The sequence below is a fragment of the Flavobacterium sp. genome, from assembly GCF_043720215.1.
Lineage (GTDB): Bacteria > Bacteroidota > Bacteroidia > Flavobacteriales > Flavobacteriaceae > Flavobacterium.
Genome location: NZ_JAYSSZ010000300.1, coordinates 1 through 18,361, shown reverse-complemented (window position 1 = coordinate 18,361; position 18,361 = coordinate 1). Strand labels below are relative to the sequence as shown.

Annotated in this window: 15 protein-coding genes and 1 pseudogene; 7 read left to right on the top strand and 9 right to left on the bottom strand. The window is 32.5% G+C overall.

Going from position 1 to position 18,361, the window contains the following annotated elements:
* A partial coding sequence (locus ACHZC3_RS13130) for a hypothetical protein (protein WP_394760339.1) occupies nt 1-185 on the bottom strand: 185 nt, incomplete at its 3' end.
* A 184-nt stretch (nt 186-369) separates the two neighbouring features.
* Here ACHZC3_RS13130 and ACHZC3_RS13125 point away from each other — a divergent pair.
* Both ACHZC3_RS13125 and ACHZC3_RS13120 read left to right on the top strand, forming a co-directional pair.
* Nucleotides 370-3,063, top strand: coding sequence for a T9SS type A sorting domain-containing protein (locus ACHZC3_RS13125; protein WP_394760338.1), 2,694 nt, complete (start codon nt 370-372; stop codon nt 3,061-3,063).
* Nucleotides 3,064-3,245: 182 nt separating this feature from the next.
* On the top strand, nt 3,246-5,423 hold the full coding sequence (locus ACHZC3_RS13120; RefSeq protein WP_394760337.1) for a LamG-like jellyroll fold domain-containing protein: 2,178 nt from the start codon (nt 3,246-3,248) through the stop codon (nt 5,421-5,423).
* 68 nt (nt 5,424-5,491) lie between these two features.
* Here the strand turns inward: ACHZC3_RS13120 and dnaB are convergent, their stop codons facing one another.
* From dnaB to tgt, 5 genes are all read right to left on the bottom strand, one after another.
* On the bottom strand, nt 5,492-7,042 hold the full coding sequence (gene dnaB, locus ACHZC3_RS13115; RefSeq protein WP_394760335.1) for a replicative DNA helicase: 1,551 nt from the start codon (nt 7,040-7,042) through the stop codon (nt 5,492-5,494).
* A gap of 141 nt (nt 7,043-7,183) precedes the next feature.
* Nucleotides 7,184-8,137 (bottom strand): acetyl-CoA carboxylase carboxyltransferase subunit alpha, encoded by a 954-nt coding sequence (locus ACHZC3_RS13110; RefSeq protein WP_394760334.1) that lies wholly within the window; start codon nt 8,135-8,137, stop codon nt 7,184-7,186.
* 118 nt (nt 8,138-8,255) lie between these two features.
* A complete protein-coding gene (locus ACHZC3_RS13105; protein ID WP_394760333.1) occupies nt 8,256-9,146 on the bottom strand; it encodes a DMT family transporter in 891 nt (296 codons plus the stop codon).
* Nucleotides 9,133-10,218, bottom strand: coding sequence for an LptF/LptG family permease (locus ACHZC3_RS13100; protein WP_394760331.1), 1,086 nt, complete (start codon nt 10,216-10,218; stop codon nt 9,133-9,135). Before ACHZC3_RS13100 ends, ACHZC3_RS13105 begins: the two co-directional genes overlap by 14 nt.
* 74 nt (nt 10,219-10,292) lie before the next feature.
* Nucleotides 10,293-11,423, bottom strand: coding sequence for a tRNA guanosine(34) transglycosylase Tgt (gene tgt, locus ACHZC3_RS13095; protein WP_394760330.1), 1,131 nt, complete (start codon nt 11,421-11,423; stop codon nt 10,293-10,295).
* A gap of 244 nt (nt 11,424-11,667) precedes the next feature.
* Here tgt and ACHZC3_RS13090 point away from each other — a divergent pair, with 244 nt between their 5' ends.
* Nucleotides 11,668-12,513: a transketolase gene (locus ACHZC3_RS13090; RefSeq protein ID WP_394760329.1), complete on the top strand. Its 846-nt coding sequence runs from the start codon at nt 11,668-11,670 to the stop codon at nt 12,511-12,513.
* Nucleotides 12,514-12,591: 78 nt separating this feature from the next.
* Nucleotides 12,592-13,545: a transketolase family protein gene (locus ACHZC3_RS13085; protein WP_394760327.1), complete on the top strand. Its 954-nt coding sequence runs from the start codon at nt 12,592-12,594 to the stop codon at nt 13,543-13,545.
* A 57-nt stretch (nt 13,546-13,602) separates the two neighbouring features.
* Here ACHZC3_RS13085 and ACHZC3_RS13080 read toward each other — a convergent pair whose 3' ends face one another.
* The 3 genes from ACHZC3_RS13080 to ACHZC3_RS13070 form a co-directional block, all read right to left on the bottom strand.
* The gene (locus tag ACHZC3_RS13080; protein WP_394760325.1) at nt 13,603-15,180 is read right to left on the bottom strand and encodes a M56 family metallopeptidase; all 1,578 of its coding nucleotides are present in this window, start codon (nt 15,178-15,180) and stop codon (nt 13,603-13,605) included.
* A gap of 4 nt (nt 15,181-15,184) precedes the next feature.
* Nucleotides 15,185-15,544 (bottom strand): BlaI/MecI/CopY family transcriptional regulator, encoded by a 360-nt coding sequence (locus ACHZC3_RS13075; protein WP_394760324.1) that lies wholly within the window; start codon nt 15,542-15,544, stop codon nt 15,185-15,187.
* Nucleotides 15,545-15,629: 85 nt separating this feature from the next.
* The gene (locus ACHZC3_RS13070) at nt 15,630-16,853 is read right to left on the bottom strand and encodes an MDR family MFS transporter (RefSeq protein ID WP_394760322.1); all 1,224 of its coding nucleotides are present in this window, start codon (nt 16,851-16,853) and stop codon (nt 15,630-15,632) included.
* Between the two features lie 86 nt (nt 16,854-16,939).
* Here ACHZC3_RS13070 and ACHZC3_RS13065 point away from each other — a divergent pair, with 86 nt between their 5' ends.
* The 3 genes and pseudogenes from ACHZC3_RS13065 to ACHZC3_RS13055 all read left to right on the top strand — a co-directional run.
* Nucleotides 16,940-17,539, top strand: coding sequence for a DUF1684 domain-containing protein (locus ACHZC3_RS13065; protein WP_394760321.1), 600 nt, complete (start codon nt 16,940-16,942; stop codon nt 17,537-17,539).
* Nucleotides 17,539-18,192 carry a TatD family hydrolase gene (locus tag ACHZC3_RS13060; protein ID WP_394760320.1) on the top strand — a complete coding sequence of 218 codons (654 nt, stop codon included), beginning with the start codon at nt 17,539-17,541 and terminating at the stop codon, nt 18,190-18,192. The genes ACHZC3_RS13065 and ACHZC3_RS13060 overlap by 1 nt, the downstream gene beginning before the upstream one ends.
* Before the next feature lie 50 nt (nt 18,193-18,242).
* Nucleotides 18,243-18,361, top strand: a pseudogene (locus ACHZC3_RS13055) (tRNA threonylcarbamoyladenosine dehydratase); the annotation flags it as partial.

Here is an 18,361-nt window from a genome sequence, read left to right as displayed (position 1 = left end):
AAATAATTTTTATCTTTTTTATAGTTTTCTACTTGATGTAAATAGGCTTTGGTAGTATTTTCTTTGGCTGGAATTTCTTTTACAAAAACCACTCCATTGTCTTTCTTGTCATTACAAGCATATAATAAAGTTATAACAGCAAGTAGCAAAAGAAGTCTGGACGATTTTATGGTGTCTTTAAACATTTGTATATTTTTTTTTAACAAAAGTATCTAATTAAATCGCATAAAAAAGTGTTTGTCAAAAATCAGGGGTTTCCCCCTATATGAATTCATTTTCTATTAGGTCAACTTTGTAATCTGAATTTAGAAGATTAAAACACATAATTAAAAAATTCAAAAACGTAATTAATTTTAAAAACCAATTTTTATGAACAAAATCTTACTCAAAAATCAAAAACATTCCTTTACAAAAGGAAAAAATTGGTTAAAAACAATGGCAATGCTACTGTTTTTTATGGTGTTAAGCATTACAAATGCAAACGCACAAATTACATTTAATGTAACAGGGAATACTAACACAACGCCAAATTTAGCAACTTCCTACACCTCGTTAGACAACTTGCTTACTGCCGTAAATGCTATTACAGCAGTTAGTGGAAACGTTTTTATTAATGGCAATTCTGGGTCAGAAACCGCTCCTGTAAAAGGATTTACAATTGGTAGCGCCACTTTGAACGCCGCTATGGCAGGAAGTACTTTCAGAATTTTCATATCAGGAAATGGTTCCTCTACTATAAATGCAGGAGTAGGAAATGCAACTCCTGCTAGTGCAAGCCCAGATGGAATGGTAAAACTTGTTGGAGCAAACAACATCTATTTTGGTTATTTTGTGCTTGTAGATGGCAATACGACCAACCCAGCTACTATGGAATTTGGTATTGGTTTGTTTAAAGCCAGTGCTACCGATGGTTGCAACGAAAATGCCATTTATGAGAACAATATTACAATGCAACGTATCAATTTTGCTCCAGGAAGTGGCCCTATGCCTGCTGGTGCAACAGGAATTATTATGGTCAATTCGACACCAACGGCAGCAACAACCTCTCTAACACCAACTAGTGTTGCAGGTGCCAATTCTAATAATCAAATAGCAGGAAATATAATAGATGGTGGGAATAATGGTATACACTTGTATGGTTTTGGGAATATTTCACCTAATGACGATTATAATAACATAATTGGCGAATCAAATACCATTCGAAATTTTGGTGGTGGTGCAACCGCAGGTTCATTTGCAACCGGCATAACCGCAAACAACCAGTGGAATGTTTTAATTACCCGAAATATAATAGACAATAATACGGGTACAGGCGTAAATACGCTATATACTTTGTATGGAATAAATGTATCAGGTGGAGGTAATAATGCCAATGTAAATATTACATACAATGCAATAAAGCTACAAAGCGCTAGCGGAACCTCTTCATTGTATTGCATCGTCAATAATACAGGTACTGGCACAGGAACAGTAAACATAAGTGATAACGTTATAAATTTAGGTAATACAAATCGTACTTCGGGAAATGTTATTGGTATAGCAAACAATTCTACGCCTAGCGTATTAAACATGAATTACAATACCATAGAAGGGATTGTAGGTGTTCCTTTAGCAGGAACTGGAGATGTAAATGGCATTATGAATAACTCAAATATAGCCACTATAAACACAATTGGTAATAGTATCAGAAATATTGTTATGACAGGAATGAGTGGGAATTTATATGGTTTGAGTATTGGAGCAACCAACTGGAACGCCTCAGAAAACACCATAGATAATCTTAAATTTTCAATAGCAGGTTCAGCAGGAATTATTTATGGGCTGAATTCTAATAGTACAAATACAAACTTAAATTCTAATATAATAAAGAATCTTTCTATTCCGTCTACTGGAACTATTTTTGGAATTTTAGATGCTGGAGGTACAGGAATAAAAACAATGGGCTACAACCAAATATTCAATTTTGCAACTAGTACTGGCGGTGCTGGCGGTTCTACTTTTTATGGAATAATTTGTTTAACTGGTACAGTATCAATAGGAAACAACAGCATTTATAATCTTGTTATTTCTGGTAGCAATATTACTAATAATAGTACAATAAGAGGCATACGTCTGGATTCGCCTACCAATACTATTTTTAATAATAAAATATATAATCTTTCTACTAATTCTCTTGGTACAATTGGAGCAATTAATACTGCGGCAGGAAATACAACGGTTTACAATAATGTAATTTCAGATTTAAGAGCACCAAATTTAACTTCTCCAAATGGGGTAAATGGACTTCTTCTTAACACTGGAAGTGCCAGTTTGTATTACAACACAATTTTGCTAAACGAAACGGTAAAAAATGCAGGAAATTCAGGTTCTAATGCGGTATTCTTTAACTCGTCTGGAACGTTAATTTCTAGAAACAATATATTTATTAACAAATCGGTAGTATCTGGTACAGGAAGTGCAAGAGCACTATATTGTGCTATTTATGCTACTTCTTACGATACTTCATCAAATAATAATTTGCTTTATGCACCTGTTATTTTTTCTGATGGAGCAAACAGCGATACAACACTTGCGGCATTCAAAGCCAGAATGGCAACACGTGACCAAAACTCTGTTACCGAAACAAGTACACCTTTTACAAGTACAGATGGTTCTAATGTAGATTTTTTACGATTGGCAGATGGTGTAGTATCGGTTGCCAATAATGCTGGTTTGCCAATAACATCACCAGCAATAACTACGGACTATTTTGGCATAACAAGAGATGTAACCACTCCAGACATTGGAGCATCAGAATTTTCAGGAACTCTTGGAAATGAAAGTTATAATTTCTCATCTAAATTGTCAGTATATCCTAATCCTTCAAGTGATTTGTTTTCAATAAACAGTGATACTAGTGGTAATATAGTTGTTTATGATTTAATTGGAAAAATTATTAAATCTGAAACCATCGATTTAGGGATTACAAAACTAGATTTAAGCGATTATCCAAGTGGAATTTATTTGATGAAAGTGACTAATGAAAATAATGAAACTAAAACCTTGAAATTGATTAAACAATAGTTTTAAAACTGTTTTAAATAAATTAAGGCTTCCAAAATATTTTTTGGAAGTCTTTTTATATAATCAAAAATCAGGGGTTTCCCCCTATATGAATTCATTTTGTATTACACCAACTTTGTAATCTGATTTAAAGGATTACCGAGGTAATACTTTTTTTTAAATATTAACACAAAAAATAAATTATGAGAAAAATTGTACTTAGAACAAAAAAACATGTTTCAATTGGAAGAAAAATTTTCACTAAAATAATAACCACTTTGGTTGTTGTTTTATTTACCAATACTATGTTTAGTCAAGCAGGTGCAGCATTATCTTTTGACGGTGCAAACGATTATGTACAAGTGGGAAATATCATGCCGGCAACTTATACTAAAGAAGCTTGGTTTTATGTTTCAAACTTAGGACTTCAAAACAATCTTATTTCTGGAGGCGCTGATGGGCAACATGCATTGTATCCTTCAACTAGCTATGGAAACAGATTGTCTGCGGGACACAATGGCACTTGGAATGCAGTGCAAGATCCAACTCCTATAGTAGCCAATACTTGGTATCATGTTGCTTTGACTTATGATGCAGCAACAACTACGATGAAATTATATAAAAATGGAGCTTTAGTTTCAACAAATGCAAGCGTGCCTACTTTTATTGGTGGTAGTGCTTTGCGACTTGGTTCTTTTGATGCGCTTCAAAATCTACTTGGTGGTAAAATGGATGAAGTTCGCATTTGGAATAGAGTTTTACCACAATGCGAAATTCAAAATAATATGAATGGAGAGTTACCTTCTGGACAAGTAGGACTGGTAGCCTATTACAAATTTAATCAAGGAGTTGCATCTGGAAACAATGTTACAATAACTACTCTAACAGACTCTAGTGGTAATACAAATACTGGAACACTTACTAATTTTGCCTTTACAGGAGCTACCTCAAACTGGGTAACACCAGGAGGTGTGGTTACAGGAACGATGAGTCCAGCTCCTTTGTCGGTTACAAGTCCTCAAGTTTTTTGTACAGGCTCAACAGTTGCCAATTTAACGGCAACTGGAACCACTATCAAATGGTATAATGTAGCTACTGGCGGAACCGCTTTGGTTTCTACTACAGCATTAGCTACTGGAACTTACTATGTGACACAAACTACTGGAACTTGCGAGAGCCCTAGAACGGCTGTAACTGTAACAGTAAACACAACGGCTATACCAACGGCTACTTCCCCTCAAACTTTTAATACAGGGGCTACTGTTGCCAATCTTGTAGCAACAGGAACTGCTTTAAAATGGTATGTAGTTTCAACAGGTGGAACTGCTTTAGTAAGTACAACTCCATTAGTAACTGGTTTGTATTATGTTTCTCAAACCATATCAGGTTGCGAAAGTCTTAGAAGATCGGTTCAAGTAAATATTAATGGTGCTGGATTAGATTTTGATGGAGTAAACGATTATGTAAATTGCGGGAATTCTGCTTTATTGAATATTACAGGAAATATTTCTTTGGAAGCAATGGTGTATAGAAATGTTTTAAATACAGATGATTGTATAATTGGTAAAGATGTTTTTGCAACAAGCACAGGATATTCTTTTTGGATATACCAAAATAACAAATTAGCTTTACGATTTGGAAATAGAGAATATTTTAGTACCAGTACTATAAGCCAAAATACTTGGACACATGTTGCGGCAACATTTAAAAATGGTATTGTTAATATATACATAAATGGAGTTTTAGATGCTACTTATACAGGAGTTGCACCACCGGTTACCAATACAAACGCACTTTATATTGGAACACCACAAGATGCTGTTGCAAATGCTTCTTTTGCTTTTGGTGGTAAAATAGACGAAGTCCGTGTTTGGAATCGTGCTTTGCCTCAAGCTGAAATTCAAAATAATTTAAATTGTGAATTAGGTTCAGGACAAACAGGATTAGTTGCTTATTATAAATTTAATCAAGGAATTGATAACGCAAGCAATACTACAATAAATACACTCACCGATTCTAGTGGAAATTCTAATACTGGAACATTAAACAATTTTACACTTGCAGGAACAACTTCTAATTGGATAGGAACTGGTGGTGTAACAACAGGAAATACTTGTTCTACATTTTTAAATGCTGCAGATTTCGAATTCTCATCAAAATTATCAGTGTACCCAAATCCTTCAAGTGATGTGTTTTCAATAAATAGTGAAACACGAGGTAATATAGTTGTTTATGATTTGATTGGAAAAATAATCAAATCTGAAACTATCGATTTAGGAATTACAAAACTAGATTTAAGTAAGTATCCAAGAGGTATTTATTTGATGAAAGTCACTAATGATAATAATGAAACTAAAACGATGAAGTTGATAAAACAATAGTTTTAAAACAGTTTTAAACTAAATGAGGCTTCCTAAAAAGAAGCCTCATTTTATTTTATAATTTTTTCTTAAAAAGGGACATCACTATCGTCATCAAAATTATTAGAACTACTTCCAAAAGCTTCGTTAGCAGATGGTAAGTTTTTAGTCTGAAAAGGATTATCGTCTTGACCTAAATTCATTGTTGATGGCAAATAATCATCTCCGCCAGAATAATCCTCAAGATTATCAAATTTACCTAGGTTTCCAATAAATTTCAGTCGGACATTTTCTAGACTACCGTTACGGTGTTTGGCTATAATAAATTCGGCTTGACCTTGTGTTGGTGAATGTTCGTCATCATCCCATTCATCAATTTTATAATATTCTGGGCGATAAATAAACGAAACAATATCCGCATCTTGCTCGATTGCTCCAGATTCACGAAGGTCAGAAAGCAAAGGTCGTTTGCTTGATCCACGAGTTTCAACAGCACGCGATAATTGTGAAAGTGCTATTACAGGCACTTCCAATTCTTTGGCCAAAGCTTTTAAATTTCGAGAAATAGTCGATATTTCTTGCTCACGATTTCCAGGTCCTTTTCCGCTTCCGCCAGCAGTCATTAATTGAAGATAATCGACAATAATGATTTTGATATCATGTTGCGACTTCAAACGTCTGGCTTTGGCACGTAAATCAAAAATAGAAAGCGACGGAGAATCATCGATATACAAAGGTGCTTTTTCGAGATCTTTTACCTTAACACTAAGTTGTTCCCATTCGTGTTTTTCGAGTTTCCCAGTTCTTAACTTCTCTGAAGACAAACCTGTTTCGGAAGAAATTAAACGTGTTATTAACTGAACCGAAGACATCTCTAACGAGAATAAAGCCACAGCGTGACCAAAATCGATAGCCACATTTCTCGCCATTGAAAGTACGAATGCAGTTTTTCCCATCCCGGGTCTTGCTGCAATAATTATTAAATCAGAGGGTTGCCAGCCTGAGGTTACTTTATCCAGTTTTTCGAAACCAGTGGCAATTCCGGAAAGTCCTTCTTTACCAGCAATTTCTTCGATACGTTTCTTGGCTTGAATTACTAAACTTTGTGCCGTTTCAGAACTTCGTTTTATATTTCCTTGTGTTACTTCGTATAATTTCGATTCGGCTTTGTCTAGCAAATCGAAAACATCAGTAGTTTCGTCGTAGGATTCTTCAATAATTTCTGAAGATATTTTTATCAAACTTCTTTGAATGTATTTTTGTAAAATAATCCTTGAGTGAAATTCGATATGTGCTGAAGATGATATTTTTTGGGTAAGTTGAATTAAATAAAAATCGCCACCAGCCAAATCCAGTTTGCTCATTTTTCGCAATTGAGCAGAAACCGTCAATAAATCGACAGGTTGGGAATCATTAAATAAAGTGACAATGGCTTCAAAAATGTATTTGTGTCCATCTTTATAAAAAGCTTCAGGTTGTAAAATATCAATCACTTCATCAACCCCTTTTTTATCAATCATCATAGCACCAAGCACAGCTTCTTCTAAATCGAGAACTTGTGGTGGTAGCTTTCCTTTTTCTAGGTTTATAATCGTAGTTTTATCTACTCTTACAGGGTTTATATTCTTGAAATTTTCCATATTGCGAAAGTAGTGAAAAAATAAAAAAAATCACTTTTGAATTGTTAGTAAAAAAATGTTGACAACTATTTATTATTGTTAATAACCAAAAAAAAATCCGAAACCATAAGACTTCGGATTGATAGTATATTAGTAAGTATTTTACTCGTTGTATTCGCCCATTTTACTGTATTTATCCATTCTTTGAGAAACTAAATCGGTTGTTGATAAGTCTTTAAGTTCGTTGAAAGCTTTAAGAATATATTCTTCGACCGTTTTGAAAGCAGTTGCTTTATCATAATGTGCACCTCCTAATGGTTCTGGTATAATATCATCGACTAATTTTTGTCTTTTCATATCAGCTGAAGTTAATTTTAATGCCTCTGCAGCTTGTTCTTTATATTCCCAGCTTTTCCACAAAATGGATGAGCAAGATTCTGGAGAAATCACCGAGTACCATGTGTTTTCCATCATCAAAACTCTATCTCCAACGCCTATTCCTAATGCGCCACCAGATGCTCCTTCACCTACAATAACACAAATAATTGGCACTTTAAGTCTTACCATTTCAAGAATATTTCTTGCAATAGCCTCTCCTTGACCTCTTTCTTCTGCTTCAATTCCAGGAAATGCTCCAGGAGTATCTATTAATGTAACTACAGGAATATTAAATTTTTCTGCCATTTTCATTAATCGCAAGGCTTTACGATAACCTTCAGGATTTGGCATACCAAAATTACGAAATTGACGCATTTTTGTATTAATACCTTTTTGTTGTCCTACAAACATAAAAGACTGGTCTCCTATTTTTCCTAGACCACCAATCATGGCTTTGTCATCTTTGAAGTTTCTGTCGCCAAAAAGTTCAAGAAAAGTTCCTTTTGTAAGGTTCGTTATATGCTCTAAAGTATAAGGACGACTAGGATGACGTGATAATTGTACTCGTTGCCAAGCGGTAAGATTTCCGTATATATCTTTCTTGGTATCTTCTAATTTTTGGTTGATTTGTTTACAAGTCTCTGTAACATCAACATCTGATTCTTGACCAATAATTTGACATTTGTCTAACTGGTCTATGAGCTCTTTTATAGGTAATTCAAAATCTAAATATTCCATACCATTTTCGTGTTTTATTTCAAATTTTAATAAACAAAGATAAAATTTTCAATCGAGTTATTAAGTAATTTTTAAGATAATATCAATTTTAGATTGTAGCTAATTATAATTCAGTCTATTATGAACTAGTTTTCTTTTTTCTTTTTTTTAGAATTCCGTTTAAAATTACTGTTGATAAGATTATTAATGCGCCAATGTAGAATTGTGTGCTCATTTTTTCTTTATCATTAAAGACAATAAGCGCTAGAATTATACCGTAAACTGGTTCGAGATTTATGGTAAGCATTACGGTATATGGGCTTAAATATTTCATCACGCCAACAGAAGCTATGAATGCATAAGCTGTGCAAACGGAACTTAAAACTAGCAACCATAAAAAATCATTCATCGAAATTGTAAAAAAACTTTCGGTAAAACTTTGAGTAAATAGTAAGTAAATTGATAGAAATAATACGCCACCAAAAATTTCATAAAAAGAAATTATTGTAGGATTGTATTTAACTGCATATTTTCCATTTATTACTGAAAAAAGAGCCGATAAAAAGGCGGAACTTAAAGCCAAAATTATTCCCAAAAAATAGTTTCCTTCTACTTTAAATATAATATATAATCCCAGAATTACTATTAGTCCGAAGAAAACTTCATATGCAATTATTTTGCGTTTATAAAAAAGTGGTTCTAGTAACGAAGTAAAAAATGCGCCAGTAGATAAACAAGCTAATGTGACCGAAATATTAGATTCTTTTATGGCTTTAAAAAAAGTGAGCCAATGCAAGGCAATAATTAGTCCTGCAAAAAGAAGACCTAGAATTGTTTTTTTTGAAAGTTTTAAGGGTATTTTCTTGAACCAAATAAAAATTAAAATAAAACCAGTTGCAAATAGCATTCGATACCAAACTAGCGGTAATGCTTCAAGCGAAATTAAGGCGCCTAAAACTGCAGTAAATCCCCATATAAACACAATAAAGTGAAGAAGAAAGTAGCTGTTTAAGGTATTATCTTTTTGCATTTCGAAGCAAATAAAAAGCAAGAATTCCAAAAACTGTATTAGGTATCCAAACTGCAATTATTGGTGGAATAGCTGATTTTTCAGCCATTGTACTGAAAATTTTATCTAGAAAAATATAGCTAAATGCTATGGCTATACCCAATGCGAGATTAATTCCCATTCCGCCTCGACGTTTCATAGAAGAAACAGCTACCGCAATAATAGTTAATATAAATGCCGAAATCGGAATGCTATATTTTCTGTACTTTACAACTAAATAAGTATTAATATTTGAAGAACCACGGTTTTTTTCTTTTTCGATAAATTTGTTTAAATCTGTCAAATTTAAAGTTTCTGCAATATAAACTACTGGAGTCAAATCTTCTAAATCGAAATTAAACTTCATTTGTTTTGAATTTTCAGTTTCAATTGTATCGTCTAATTCGCCAATTGATCTTTTGTTATAATTTGATAAAGTATATCTTTTGATCCCTGAATTCCATTGTATTGATGATGCAGAAATTTTGTAGATTAATTTTTCTCCGTTAAACTTTTCATAAACAAAATTATATCCTGTTTTTGCTTCTGGATTAAAATTGCTAACATATATAAACTCAGTATCACTAATTTGCCTGTAAACATCATTCGTTTCTCGCATTTCTTTTCGGCCGTCACCAATTAGATATAAGTATCTAAAGTTTTTGAAACCTTCGCTAGCTTTTGGAGCGAGAAAAAAGCCCATTAATAATGCAAAAAGAGATACTATTGTAGCACCAATAATGTATGGACGCAAAAATCTTCTGAAAGAAATCCCAGAGCTTAGCATTGCTATAATTTCCGTATTATTTGCCAGTTTAGCCGTGAACCAAATAATAGACAAAAACAAAAAAATAGGAAATAAAAAATTAGTAAAATAAATTACAAAATCGACATAATAAGATAAAACCTTGCCTAACGGAACTTTGTTTTCAAGTATTTTATTTATTTTTTCAGCTACATCGACAGTAATCCCAATAGGAATAAACAAAAGCAACATCACCGAAAAAGTGGCTAAATATCTTTTGAGAATGTATTTGTCTAGTATTGTTAGCATCTAAAAAGTTTATTTGGTTATTCGTTTATTTGGTTATTCGGCTCACAAATAACCGAATAACCAAATCCACAAAATTACAATCTCTGGCTCATGTTTTTTACCATCATTTCTTTCCATTCACGGAAATCCCCAGCTATGATATGCTTTCTGGCTTCACGAACCAACCACATATAAAAACCAAGATTATGTATAGTCGCAATTTGTTTACCAAGGTATTCATTTGCAGCAAAAAGATGACGTAAATATGCTTTTGAATACTCTGTATCTACAAAAGTGAGCCCCATTTCATCAACGGGAGAAAAATCATCTTCCCATTTTTTATTTTTAATATTTATCGTTCCGTTTGCTGTAAACAACATTCCGTTTCGAGCATTTCTTGTTGGCATCACACAATCGAACATATCAATTCCAAGAGCAATATTTTCTAATATATTTATTGGTGTTCCCACACCCATCAAATATCTAGGTTTGTCTTCTGGTAAAATTGCAGTTACAATTTCGGTCATGGCATACATTTCTTCTGCTGGTTCTCCTACCGAAAGCCCTCCAATGGCATTTCCTTGCGCTCCAGCATTGGCAATATATTCTGCCGATTGTTCACGCAGATCTTTATAACAACTTCCTTGTACAATAGGAAAAAATGTTTGGTCATAACCATATTTTGTTGGTACTTTCTCTAAATGCGAAATACAACGATCTAACCAACGGTGGGTCATTTTCATCGAACGCTGCGCATAACGATAATCACAAGGATATGGTGTACATTCATCAAAAGCCATGATAATATCAGCACCAATAGTACGCTGAATTTCCATTACATTTTCAGGTGTAAAAAAATGATACGAACCATCAATATGTGATTTAAACTTAACACCTTCTTCCTTAATTTTTCTATTAGCGGAAAGAGAATACACTTGATATCCTCCAGAATCGGTCAAAATATTTCTGTCCCAATTCATAAACTTATGCAAACCTCCTGCTTTTTCAAGAATGGCAGTTTGTGGGCGTAAATACAAATGGTACGTATTTCCAAGAATAATATCTGGATTTATTTCTTCTTTAAGTTCTCTTTGATGCACTCCTTTTACCGATGCAACGGTACCAACAGGCATAAAAATTGGAGTTTCAATCACCCCGTGATCTGTAGTAATTGTTCCCGCTCTAGCTTTAGTTTGTGGGTCTTTTTTAAGTAAATCGAACTTCATATAGGCTTTTTTCTGTGCACAAAGATAATTTATTTTAGATTTTAGGTTTTAGATTTTAGATTTATTTGTGATAACTATCCTATTAGAATTAAATTTTTATTTCTTTTTTGGATGTGACTCTAAAAGAGTCAGTCTATTTACTTCTTCATTTTGTTTAAAACATTTTACAACTTATAAAAAAATCGTTTGCCTCAACCCGAAAATAAAATTACTTTTGTGTGCAAATTAATTTATACTCAACATAATGTCTAACACACAACAACTACACGATTTAACAACACAAGTTCGTAGAGACATCCTTCGAATGGTTCATGCAGTAAATTCAGGTCATCCAGGTGGTTCTCTAGGTTGCACGGAATTCCTAGTTGCATTGTACCAAAATTTAATGAATCGTAACGAAGGCTTTGACATGAACGGTCATGGGGAAGATTTATTCTTTCTATCTAACGGTCATATTTCTCCAGTTTTTTACAGCGTTTTAGCACGTAGCGGTTATTTCCCAGTTGCTGAATTGGCAACTTTTAGAAAAATAAACACTCGTTTACAAGGTCATCCAACAACCCATGATCATCTTCCTGGTGTAAGAATAGCTTCGGGATCACTTGGGCAAGGTCTGTCTGTAGGAATTGGAGCCGCTCAAGCTAAAAAACTTAATGGTGATAAAAATTTAATTTACACACTACATGGTGATGGTGAATTACAAGAAGGACAAAACTGGGAAGCTATTATGTATGCTTCTGCTAAAAAAGTAGACAATCTTATAGCTACAATTGACTTAAATGGAAAACAAATTGACGGTACTACCGACGAAGTGTTAAACATGGGAAGTATTAAAGCTAAATTTGAAGCTTTCGATTGGGATGTTCTTGAAATTAAAGAGGGAAATAACATTGATGCTATTATTGCTGGTATGAATGATGCTAAATCTAGAACTGGAAAAGGTAAACCAGTTTGTGTATTATTATATACTGAAATGGGTAATGGAGTAGACTATATGATGTATTCTCATGCTTGGCATGGAAAAGCGCCTAATGATGCACAGTTAGAAAATGCATTAGCTCAAAACCCAGAAACTTTAGGAGACTACTAGAATTAAGATTGTAGATTAACAATATCTGATTGCAGAATTTTTAATCTTTCAATTTTTTAATCTTTCAATTAAAAATAAATGAAAAAATATATAAATACAGGAAGCAAAGACACTCGTTCGGGTTTTGGTGCTGGAATGACAGAATTAGGACAAACAAACGAAAATGTAGTAGCACTTTGTGCCGACTTAATTGGTTCTTTAAAATTTGATGATTTCAAGAAAAATCATCCAGAACGTTTTTTCCAAATCGGAATTGCAGAAGCAAACATGATTGGAATTGCAGCTGGTTTAACTATTGGTGGAAAAATTCCATTTACAGGAACATTTGCTAACTTTTCGACAGGAAGAGTTTACGATCAAATCCGTCAATCAGTAGCTTATTCTGATAAAAATGTTAAAATTTGCGCTTCTCACGCTGGTTTAACACTAGGTGAAGATGGTGCAACCCACCAAATTCTTGAAGATATTGGTTTAATGAAAATGTTACCAGGAATGACTGTAATCAATACTTGCGATTACAATCAGACTAAAGCAGCAACTCTTGCCATTGCAGACCACCATGGTCCAGTTTATTTGCGTTTTGGTCGCCCAGTTGTACCTAACTTTATGCCTGCCGACGAAAAATTTGAAATTGGAAAAGCAATTTTATTAAACGAAGGAACTGATGTAACTATTGTTGCTACTGGACATTTAGTTTGGGAAGCATTAATCGCTGCTGAAGCACTAGAAGCTAAAGGAATTTCAGCTGAGGTAATAAATATTCATACTATTAAACCTTTAGATGAAGCTGCTATTTTAAAATCATTAGCAAAAACAAAATGTATTGTTACTGCCGAAGAACATAATATCCTTGGCGGATTAGGAGAAAGTGTTGCTAGAGTTTTAGCATTAAACAATCCAGCTCCGCAAGAATTTGTAGCGGTAAACGATAGTTTTGGCGAAAGCGGAACTCCAGAACAACTCATGGAAAAATACAAACTAAACAACCAAGCAATTGTTGAAGCTGTAGAAAGAGTTATAAAAAGGAAATAAAAAAATATTTATTTTATAAAAAAATGCCATCCGTTTGAGATGGCATTTTTTATACAATTATTTTTTTCTCGAAGACTCTTGTATTTTTTCTTGATAGACTTCTATAGCCTCTTGGTATTTTTCCATTTTAGCCTCAAATTCTTCCATTTCTTTTTCAAAAGCAGTCATGTCAGGCTGGTAAGCTTCAATTTCTTTTTCGTAAGCTTTCATACTAATCTCATATTTCTTCATTTCTTCAGTATTCCAAGATTCTTCAAACTTTTGCATTTTTTCTTCATATTTCTTCCAAGCTTTTTTATCATTAGGATCTGTTGGCGCTGGGATATTGGGAGGAGATGGGAAATCTGGAGCTGTAGGCGGTTCAGGAAGTTTACCCATACGAGGAGCAACTGGCGGTGTTGGTGGAGTTGGCGGAACTGGAAATTCTTGATTTAAATTAACTAGCTGAGATAACTCACTTAATTTCCCTAAGCTAATTTTAGTGTTATTATTTGCATCTATTTCTTTACGCAAAACAATTGGTCTAATTGGTGTGTCACCAGAGTATAGTAAATTTCCTGTTTTACCACTTTTGTCTTTATATTCAATTTTTATGGCTGTAATTTCACCTTGAGAATTTCTTTTAATATCAGAATAATTAACTTCAATGTCCATTTTTTTCATTGACTTGACATCATTTTTAATTTCATCATCTGGAGTATCTTTTGTCCAAGTCATTTCTGATACTTGTTTTGTACCTGATGATTTGTCTTTGTGATGTGTTATTTTTTCTTGAGCTATAACTTTAATTTGAAATAGCATTACAAAGGCAATTAAAACAGGAAGTATCAAAGTATACTTCCATAAATTTCTTTTCTGTGATTGATTTTTGTTTAACATAACAATTCGTTTTTTGATTAATGATTGATAAAATGAGTTGGTAATCGACAAGCAGTTGTGATCAGTAACTACTTTTAAAAGCGTCATCTGATACGCTTTTTTATCTTCAATATTTTGTATTGCTTTTTGGTCGGCAATATATTCTAGGTTTTGAATAACGGCTTTTTTGTACAACCAAACAAATGGATTGAACCAAAAAAGAGTACAAATTACTTTCGCTATTAAAACATCTAACGAATGTTTTTCTTTGCTGTGTACTTTTTCGTGATTCAGGATATTTTCTAATTCTGAATTTGAATATTTTGTAGAATTGAACACGATGTATTTAAAAAATGAAAACGGACTTATATTTTCATCAACATCAACCATCGCAAAAGGTTTGTTTACTGTTATTTTTTTGTTTTTTATTAATTTGAAAAATGAAACTAATTCTGACGCTATTTTTAATATTAAAATGATTGAAATTATTACATAAACGGCTACTAATATAGTGTACCAATTTATTGACTCAGCAATCACGGGATTAATGCTAGTGGATATTGATGATAAATTATTTGCAACTAATTTTGGAGTTTCTATAATTACTATTTTTTTTATAAAAAATAACGGAATTAAAACTGATGTAAATAATCCTGATAATAAAAACCATCGATTACTATTAAAAAATGTTTCTTTTTGAACCAAAAAATAATAGGCCAAATAAAACATGGCAATTAGCAAGTTTGCTTTTAATAAGTAAATAAAAATGGCGTCCATAATATTACTTTTTTTGTTCGATAATAGCTAATATTTCACGTAATTCCTCAGCAGATATTTTGTTTTCTTCAGCGAAAAATGAAACCATATTCTTGTAAGAACTATCAAAATAATTGTCTATTGCAGTATTCATAAAACGCTTTCTGTAATCTTCAATACTTATAATAGGGAAATATTGATGCGTGTTTCCGTAAGCATTATAAGACACAAATCCTTTTTCTTCTAGGTTTCTTATAATGGTTGAAAGTGTGTTATAATGCGGTTTTTCTTCGGTAATTTCTGCTAAAACTTCTTTTACAAAAGCTTTTTTTAGCTTCCATAAAATGTGCATTACTTCTTCTTCTTTATTGGTTAATTTTTGCATGTTCGATATTTTATAGATCAAACTTACAACTAGTATTTTAGTTACGCAACTATTTTTATAGTTATTTAACTATTTTTTAAGTTTATTATGATTTGTTTCTTTCAATCTGAACCAATCTATAAACCCAAATACCTAGAAAGGTTCCGATTAACCCTAAGGTTCCCATGAAAAACCAGTTGGCTTGATAGCTATATTTTTCAACTATTGAAAATCCAATTTTTGGACTTAATATTTGAGCTAAACTATAAGTCATCGTAAAAATTGCCATATATCTTCCTTGCTGGTGTTTAGGCGCTCGGCTCATGGCAAATCCGTTTGAAAAAGGAAACGAAAACATTTCGGCAAATGTCATAAACAGCATCATGACTAATAAAATTCCTGCCCATGTGTTTATGAGTAATAAAAACAAACTAATTGCCATTAGAAAACAGCCAAATGTGATTACTTTTATTTTATCAATTTTTTTTCTTTCGATATAATTTACCAACGGCATTTCTATAAAAAACACCAAAACTCCGTTGAAAGTAAGTAGCAATCCTGTTTGAAATTCAGTAAGGCCAAACTGATGTTTATGATAAATTTGTATGGTATTGAAAAGTTGAAAAAACATAATTCCTACTATAAGAGTAGAAGCTAAAAATATCCAATATATCCTATCTTTAAAAACCGATTGAGTTAGTACTTCTCCTGGATGTTCTTTGTCTAAATAAGTAGATTTTTTCTTTTCTTTTACCATCAGCCAAAATATTAAAATGGCTAAAATACAGGTTAAACCATCTATCCAAAATAAGCTCTGATAACCTAAACTGATAATAATTAGTCCACCTATTGCTGGTCCAGCGGCAAAACCAAGATTAATAGCAAGTCGTACTAAAGTTAATGATTTTGTTCTGTTTTCAGGTTTAGAATAAGCTGCAATAGAAACAAACATTGCGGGTCTAAACATATCCGAAACCACCATAATTAGAAACATTCCGACACACAATCCTTCAAAACTTTTAATATATTGTAAACAAATTAGTAATATTCCGCTTGTAAAAAGACTAAAAAGCATAATCCGATAAAATCCAATTTTATCAGATAATTTCCCTCCCAACCAGGAACCAAGCATCGAACCAGCACCAAAAAAGACCATAATGGTTCCAACTTTAGAGAGCGAAAAATGCAAATCTTCATGCAAATATTTAGATAAAAATGGCAAAACCATTGTTCCAGCTCTATTGATGAACGTGATTAATGTAAGTATCCAAATCTCTCTAGAAAAGCCTCTGAAGTTATCTACGTAGCGGTTAAAAATATTTTGAAGCATAAAAATAGAAGTATAATTTTCAAAGTTACAAAATTGAAACTTTGTAGCTTTCCAACTTTTAAACTATTTTTGCTAAAAATTAACTGATGAAAAAATACCTTTCAATACTTGCAATCTTATCTTTTCTACTTTCTTTTGCTCAAGATAAAAAAGATGAAACTTCTCATGAATATCAAGATAACTTGAATAAAGAGTTTGCAAATAAAGCAGAAAGTCCTCTTACAGAAGATGATTTTAAGGTTTTTAAAGGATTAGATTTTTATCCAATAAATGAAAAGTTTAATGTTCAAGCTAAATTTGTTAGAGCTACAAATGAGAAAGTTTTCGAAATGAAAACATCGACTACAAGACTTCCTAAATATATAAAATACGGAGAATTATTTTTTGTGATTGATGGTAAAAATTTTAAATTGAATGTGTATCAAAATATAGATTTATCTAAACAAAAAGGATATGAAGATTATTTATTTTTACCTTTTTCAGATTCAACTTGCGGAAAGGAAAGTTACATTGGCGGAAGATATATCGATATGCGTTTTCCAAAATCAGAAACGGTAATTATCGATTTTAATAAAGCTTACAATCCTTACTGTGCTTGCAATCAGAAGTATTCTTGCCCAATTGTTCCTCTAGAAAATGATTTACAAATTGAGATTTTGGCTGGTGTAAAAAAGTTTCACGACTAATGAAATTCATCAATTTACATACACACAAATTTACTAACAACACGAATGTGTTGGAAATTGTCAATCAATATCCACAAGAATTTGATGCGAATATTCCGTTTTATTCCATAGGAATTCATCCTTGGTATATTAATGAAAGTAGGGTAGAAGGCGATTTACAAATTATCGAAGAGAAATTGCAATTACAAAATTGTTTGGCTCTTGGCGAATGTGGATTAGATAAAAGAATCGAAATTTCGATGGAAATTCAAACGCAAGTTTTTGAAAAGCAATTGAGATTAGCTATGCAATATAAAAAACCTGTAATTTTGCATTGTGTTTCGGCTTATCAGGAAATTATCGAAATAAAAAAACAATTACAAGTTGAAGTCCCAATGATTATTCACGGATTTTCTAAAAATGAACAAATAGCAAAATCGCTTTTAGATAGCGGATTTTATCTTTCGTTTGGAAAGTATTTGCTAAGAAATCCAGAATTAGAATCTGTTTTCAAACAAGTTCCTAACGATAGATTTTTTCTAGAAACAGATACAATCGAGGAAACATTAGGCGAAGTATACGAATTAGCAGCAAAATATAAAAATATTGAGGTTTCAGAATTACAGGAAATAGTTAAAACTAACTTTAAAACTGTTTTTCAAATAACCGAATAAACACACGAGCGTTAGCGAACTGACGAAGTAAATAATCGAATAAACATATTATGGCAGAATGGACGGAAAGAGCGGAGCTTTTATTCAAAAAAGAAGGTTTAAATAAATTGCAAAATGCAAATGTTTTAGTTGTAGGATTAGGTGGCGTAGGTTCATTTGCTGCTGAATT

Bases quoted from the DNA above. Each gene is read 5' to 3' on its own strand.
- ACHZC3_RS13125 (WP_394760338.1), top strand. From the start codon at position 370: ATGAACAAAATCTTACTCAAAAATCAAAAACATTCCTTTACAAAAGGA.
- ACHZC3_RS13090 (WP_394760329.1), top strand. From the start codon at position 11,668: ATGTCTAACACACAACAACTACACGATTTAACAACACAAGTTCGTAGA.
- ACHZC3_RS13075 (WP_394760324.1), bottom strand. From the start codon at position 15,544: ATGCAAAAATTAACCAATAAAGAAGAAGAAGTAATGCACATTTTATGG.
- ACHZC3_RS13060 (WP_394760320.1), top strand. From the start codon at position 17,539: ATGAAATTCATCAATTTACATACACACAAATTTACTAACAACACGAAT.
- tgt (WP_394760330.1), bottom strand. From the start codon at position 11,423: ATGAAGTTCGATTTACTTAAAAAAGACCCACAAACTAAAGCTAGAGCG.
- ACHZC3_RS13065 (WP_394760321.1), top strand. From the start codon at position 16,940: ATGAAAAAATACCTTTCAATACTTGCAATCTTATCTTTTCTACTTTCT.
- dnaB (WP_394760335.1), bottom strand. From the start codon at position 7,042: ATGGAAAATTTCAAGAATATAAACCCTGTAAGAGTAGATAAAACTACG.
- ACHZC3_RS13105 (WP_394760333.1), bottom strand. From the start codon at position 9,146: ATGCAAAAAGATAATACCTTAAACAGCTACTTTCTTCTTCACTTTATT.
- ACHZC3_RS13080 (WP_394760325.1), bottom strand. From the start codon at position 15,180: ATGGACGCCATTTTTATTTACTTATTAAAAGCAAACTTGCTAATTGCC.
- ACHZC3_RS13070 (WP_394760322.1), bottom strand. From the start codon at position 16,853: ATGCTTCAAAATATTTTTAACCGCTACGTAGATAACTTCAGAGGCTTT.
- ACHZC3_RS13110 (WP_394760334.1), bottom strand. From the start codon at position 8,137: ATGGAATATTTAGATTTTGAATTACCTATAAAAGAGCTCATAGACCAG.
- ACHZC3_RS13085 (WP_394760327.1), top strand. From the start codon at position 12,592: ATGAAAAAATATATAAATACAGGAAGCAAAGACACTCGTTCGGGTTTT.
- ACHZC3_RS13120 (WP_394760337.1), top strand. From the start codon at position 3,246: ATGAGAAAAATTGTACTTAGAACAAAAAAACATGTTTCAATTGGAAGA.
- ACHZC3_RS13100 (WP_394760331.1), bottom strand. From the start codon at position 10,218: ATGCTAACAATACTAGACAAATACATTCTCAAAAGATATTTAGCCACT.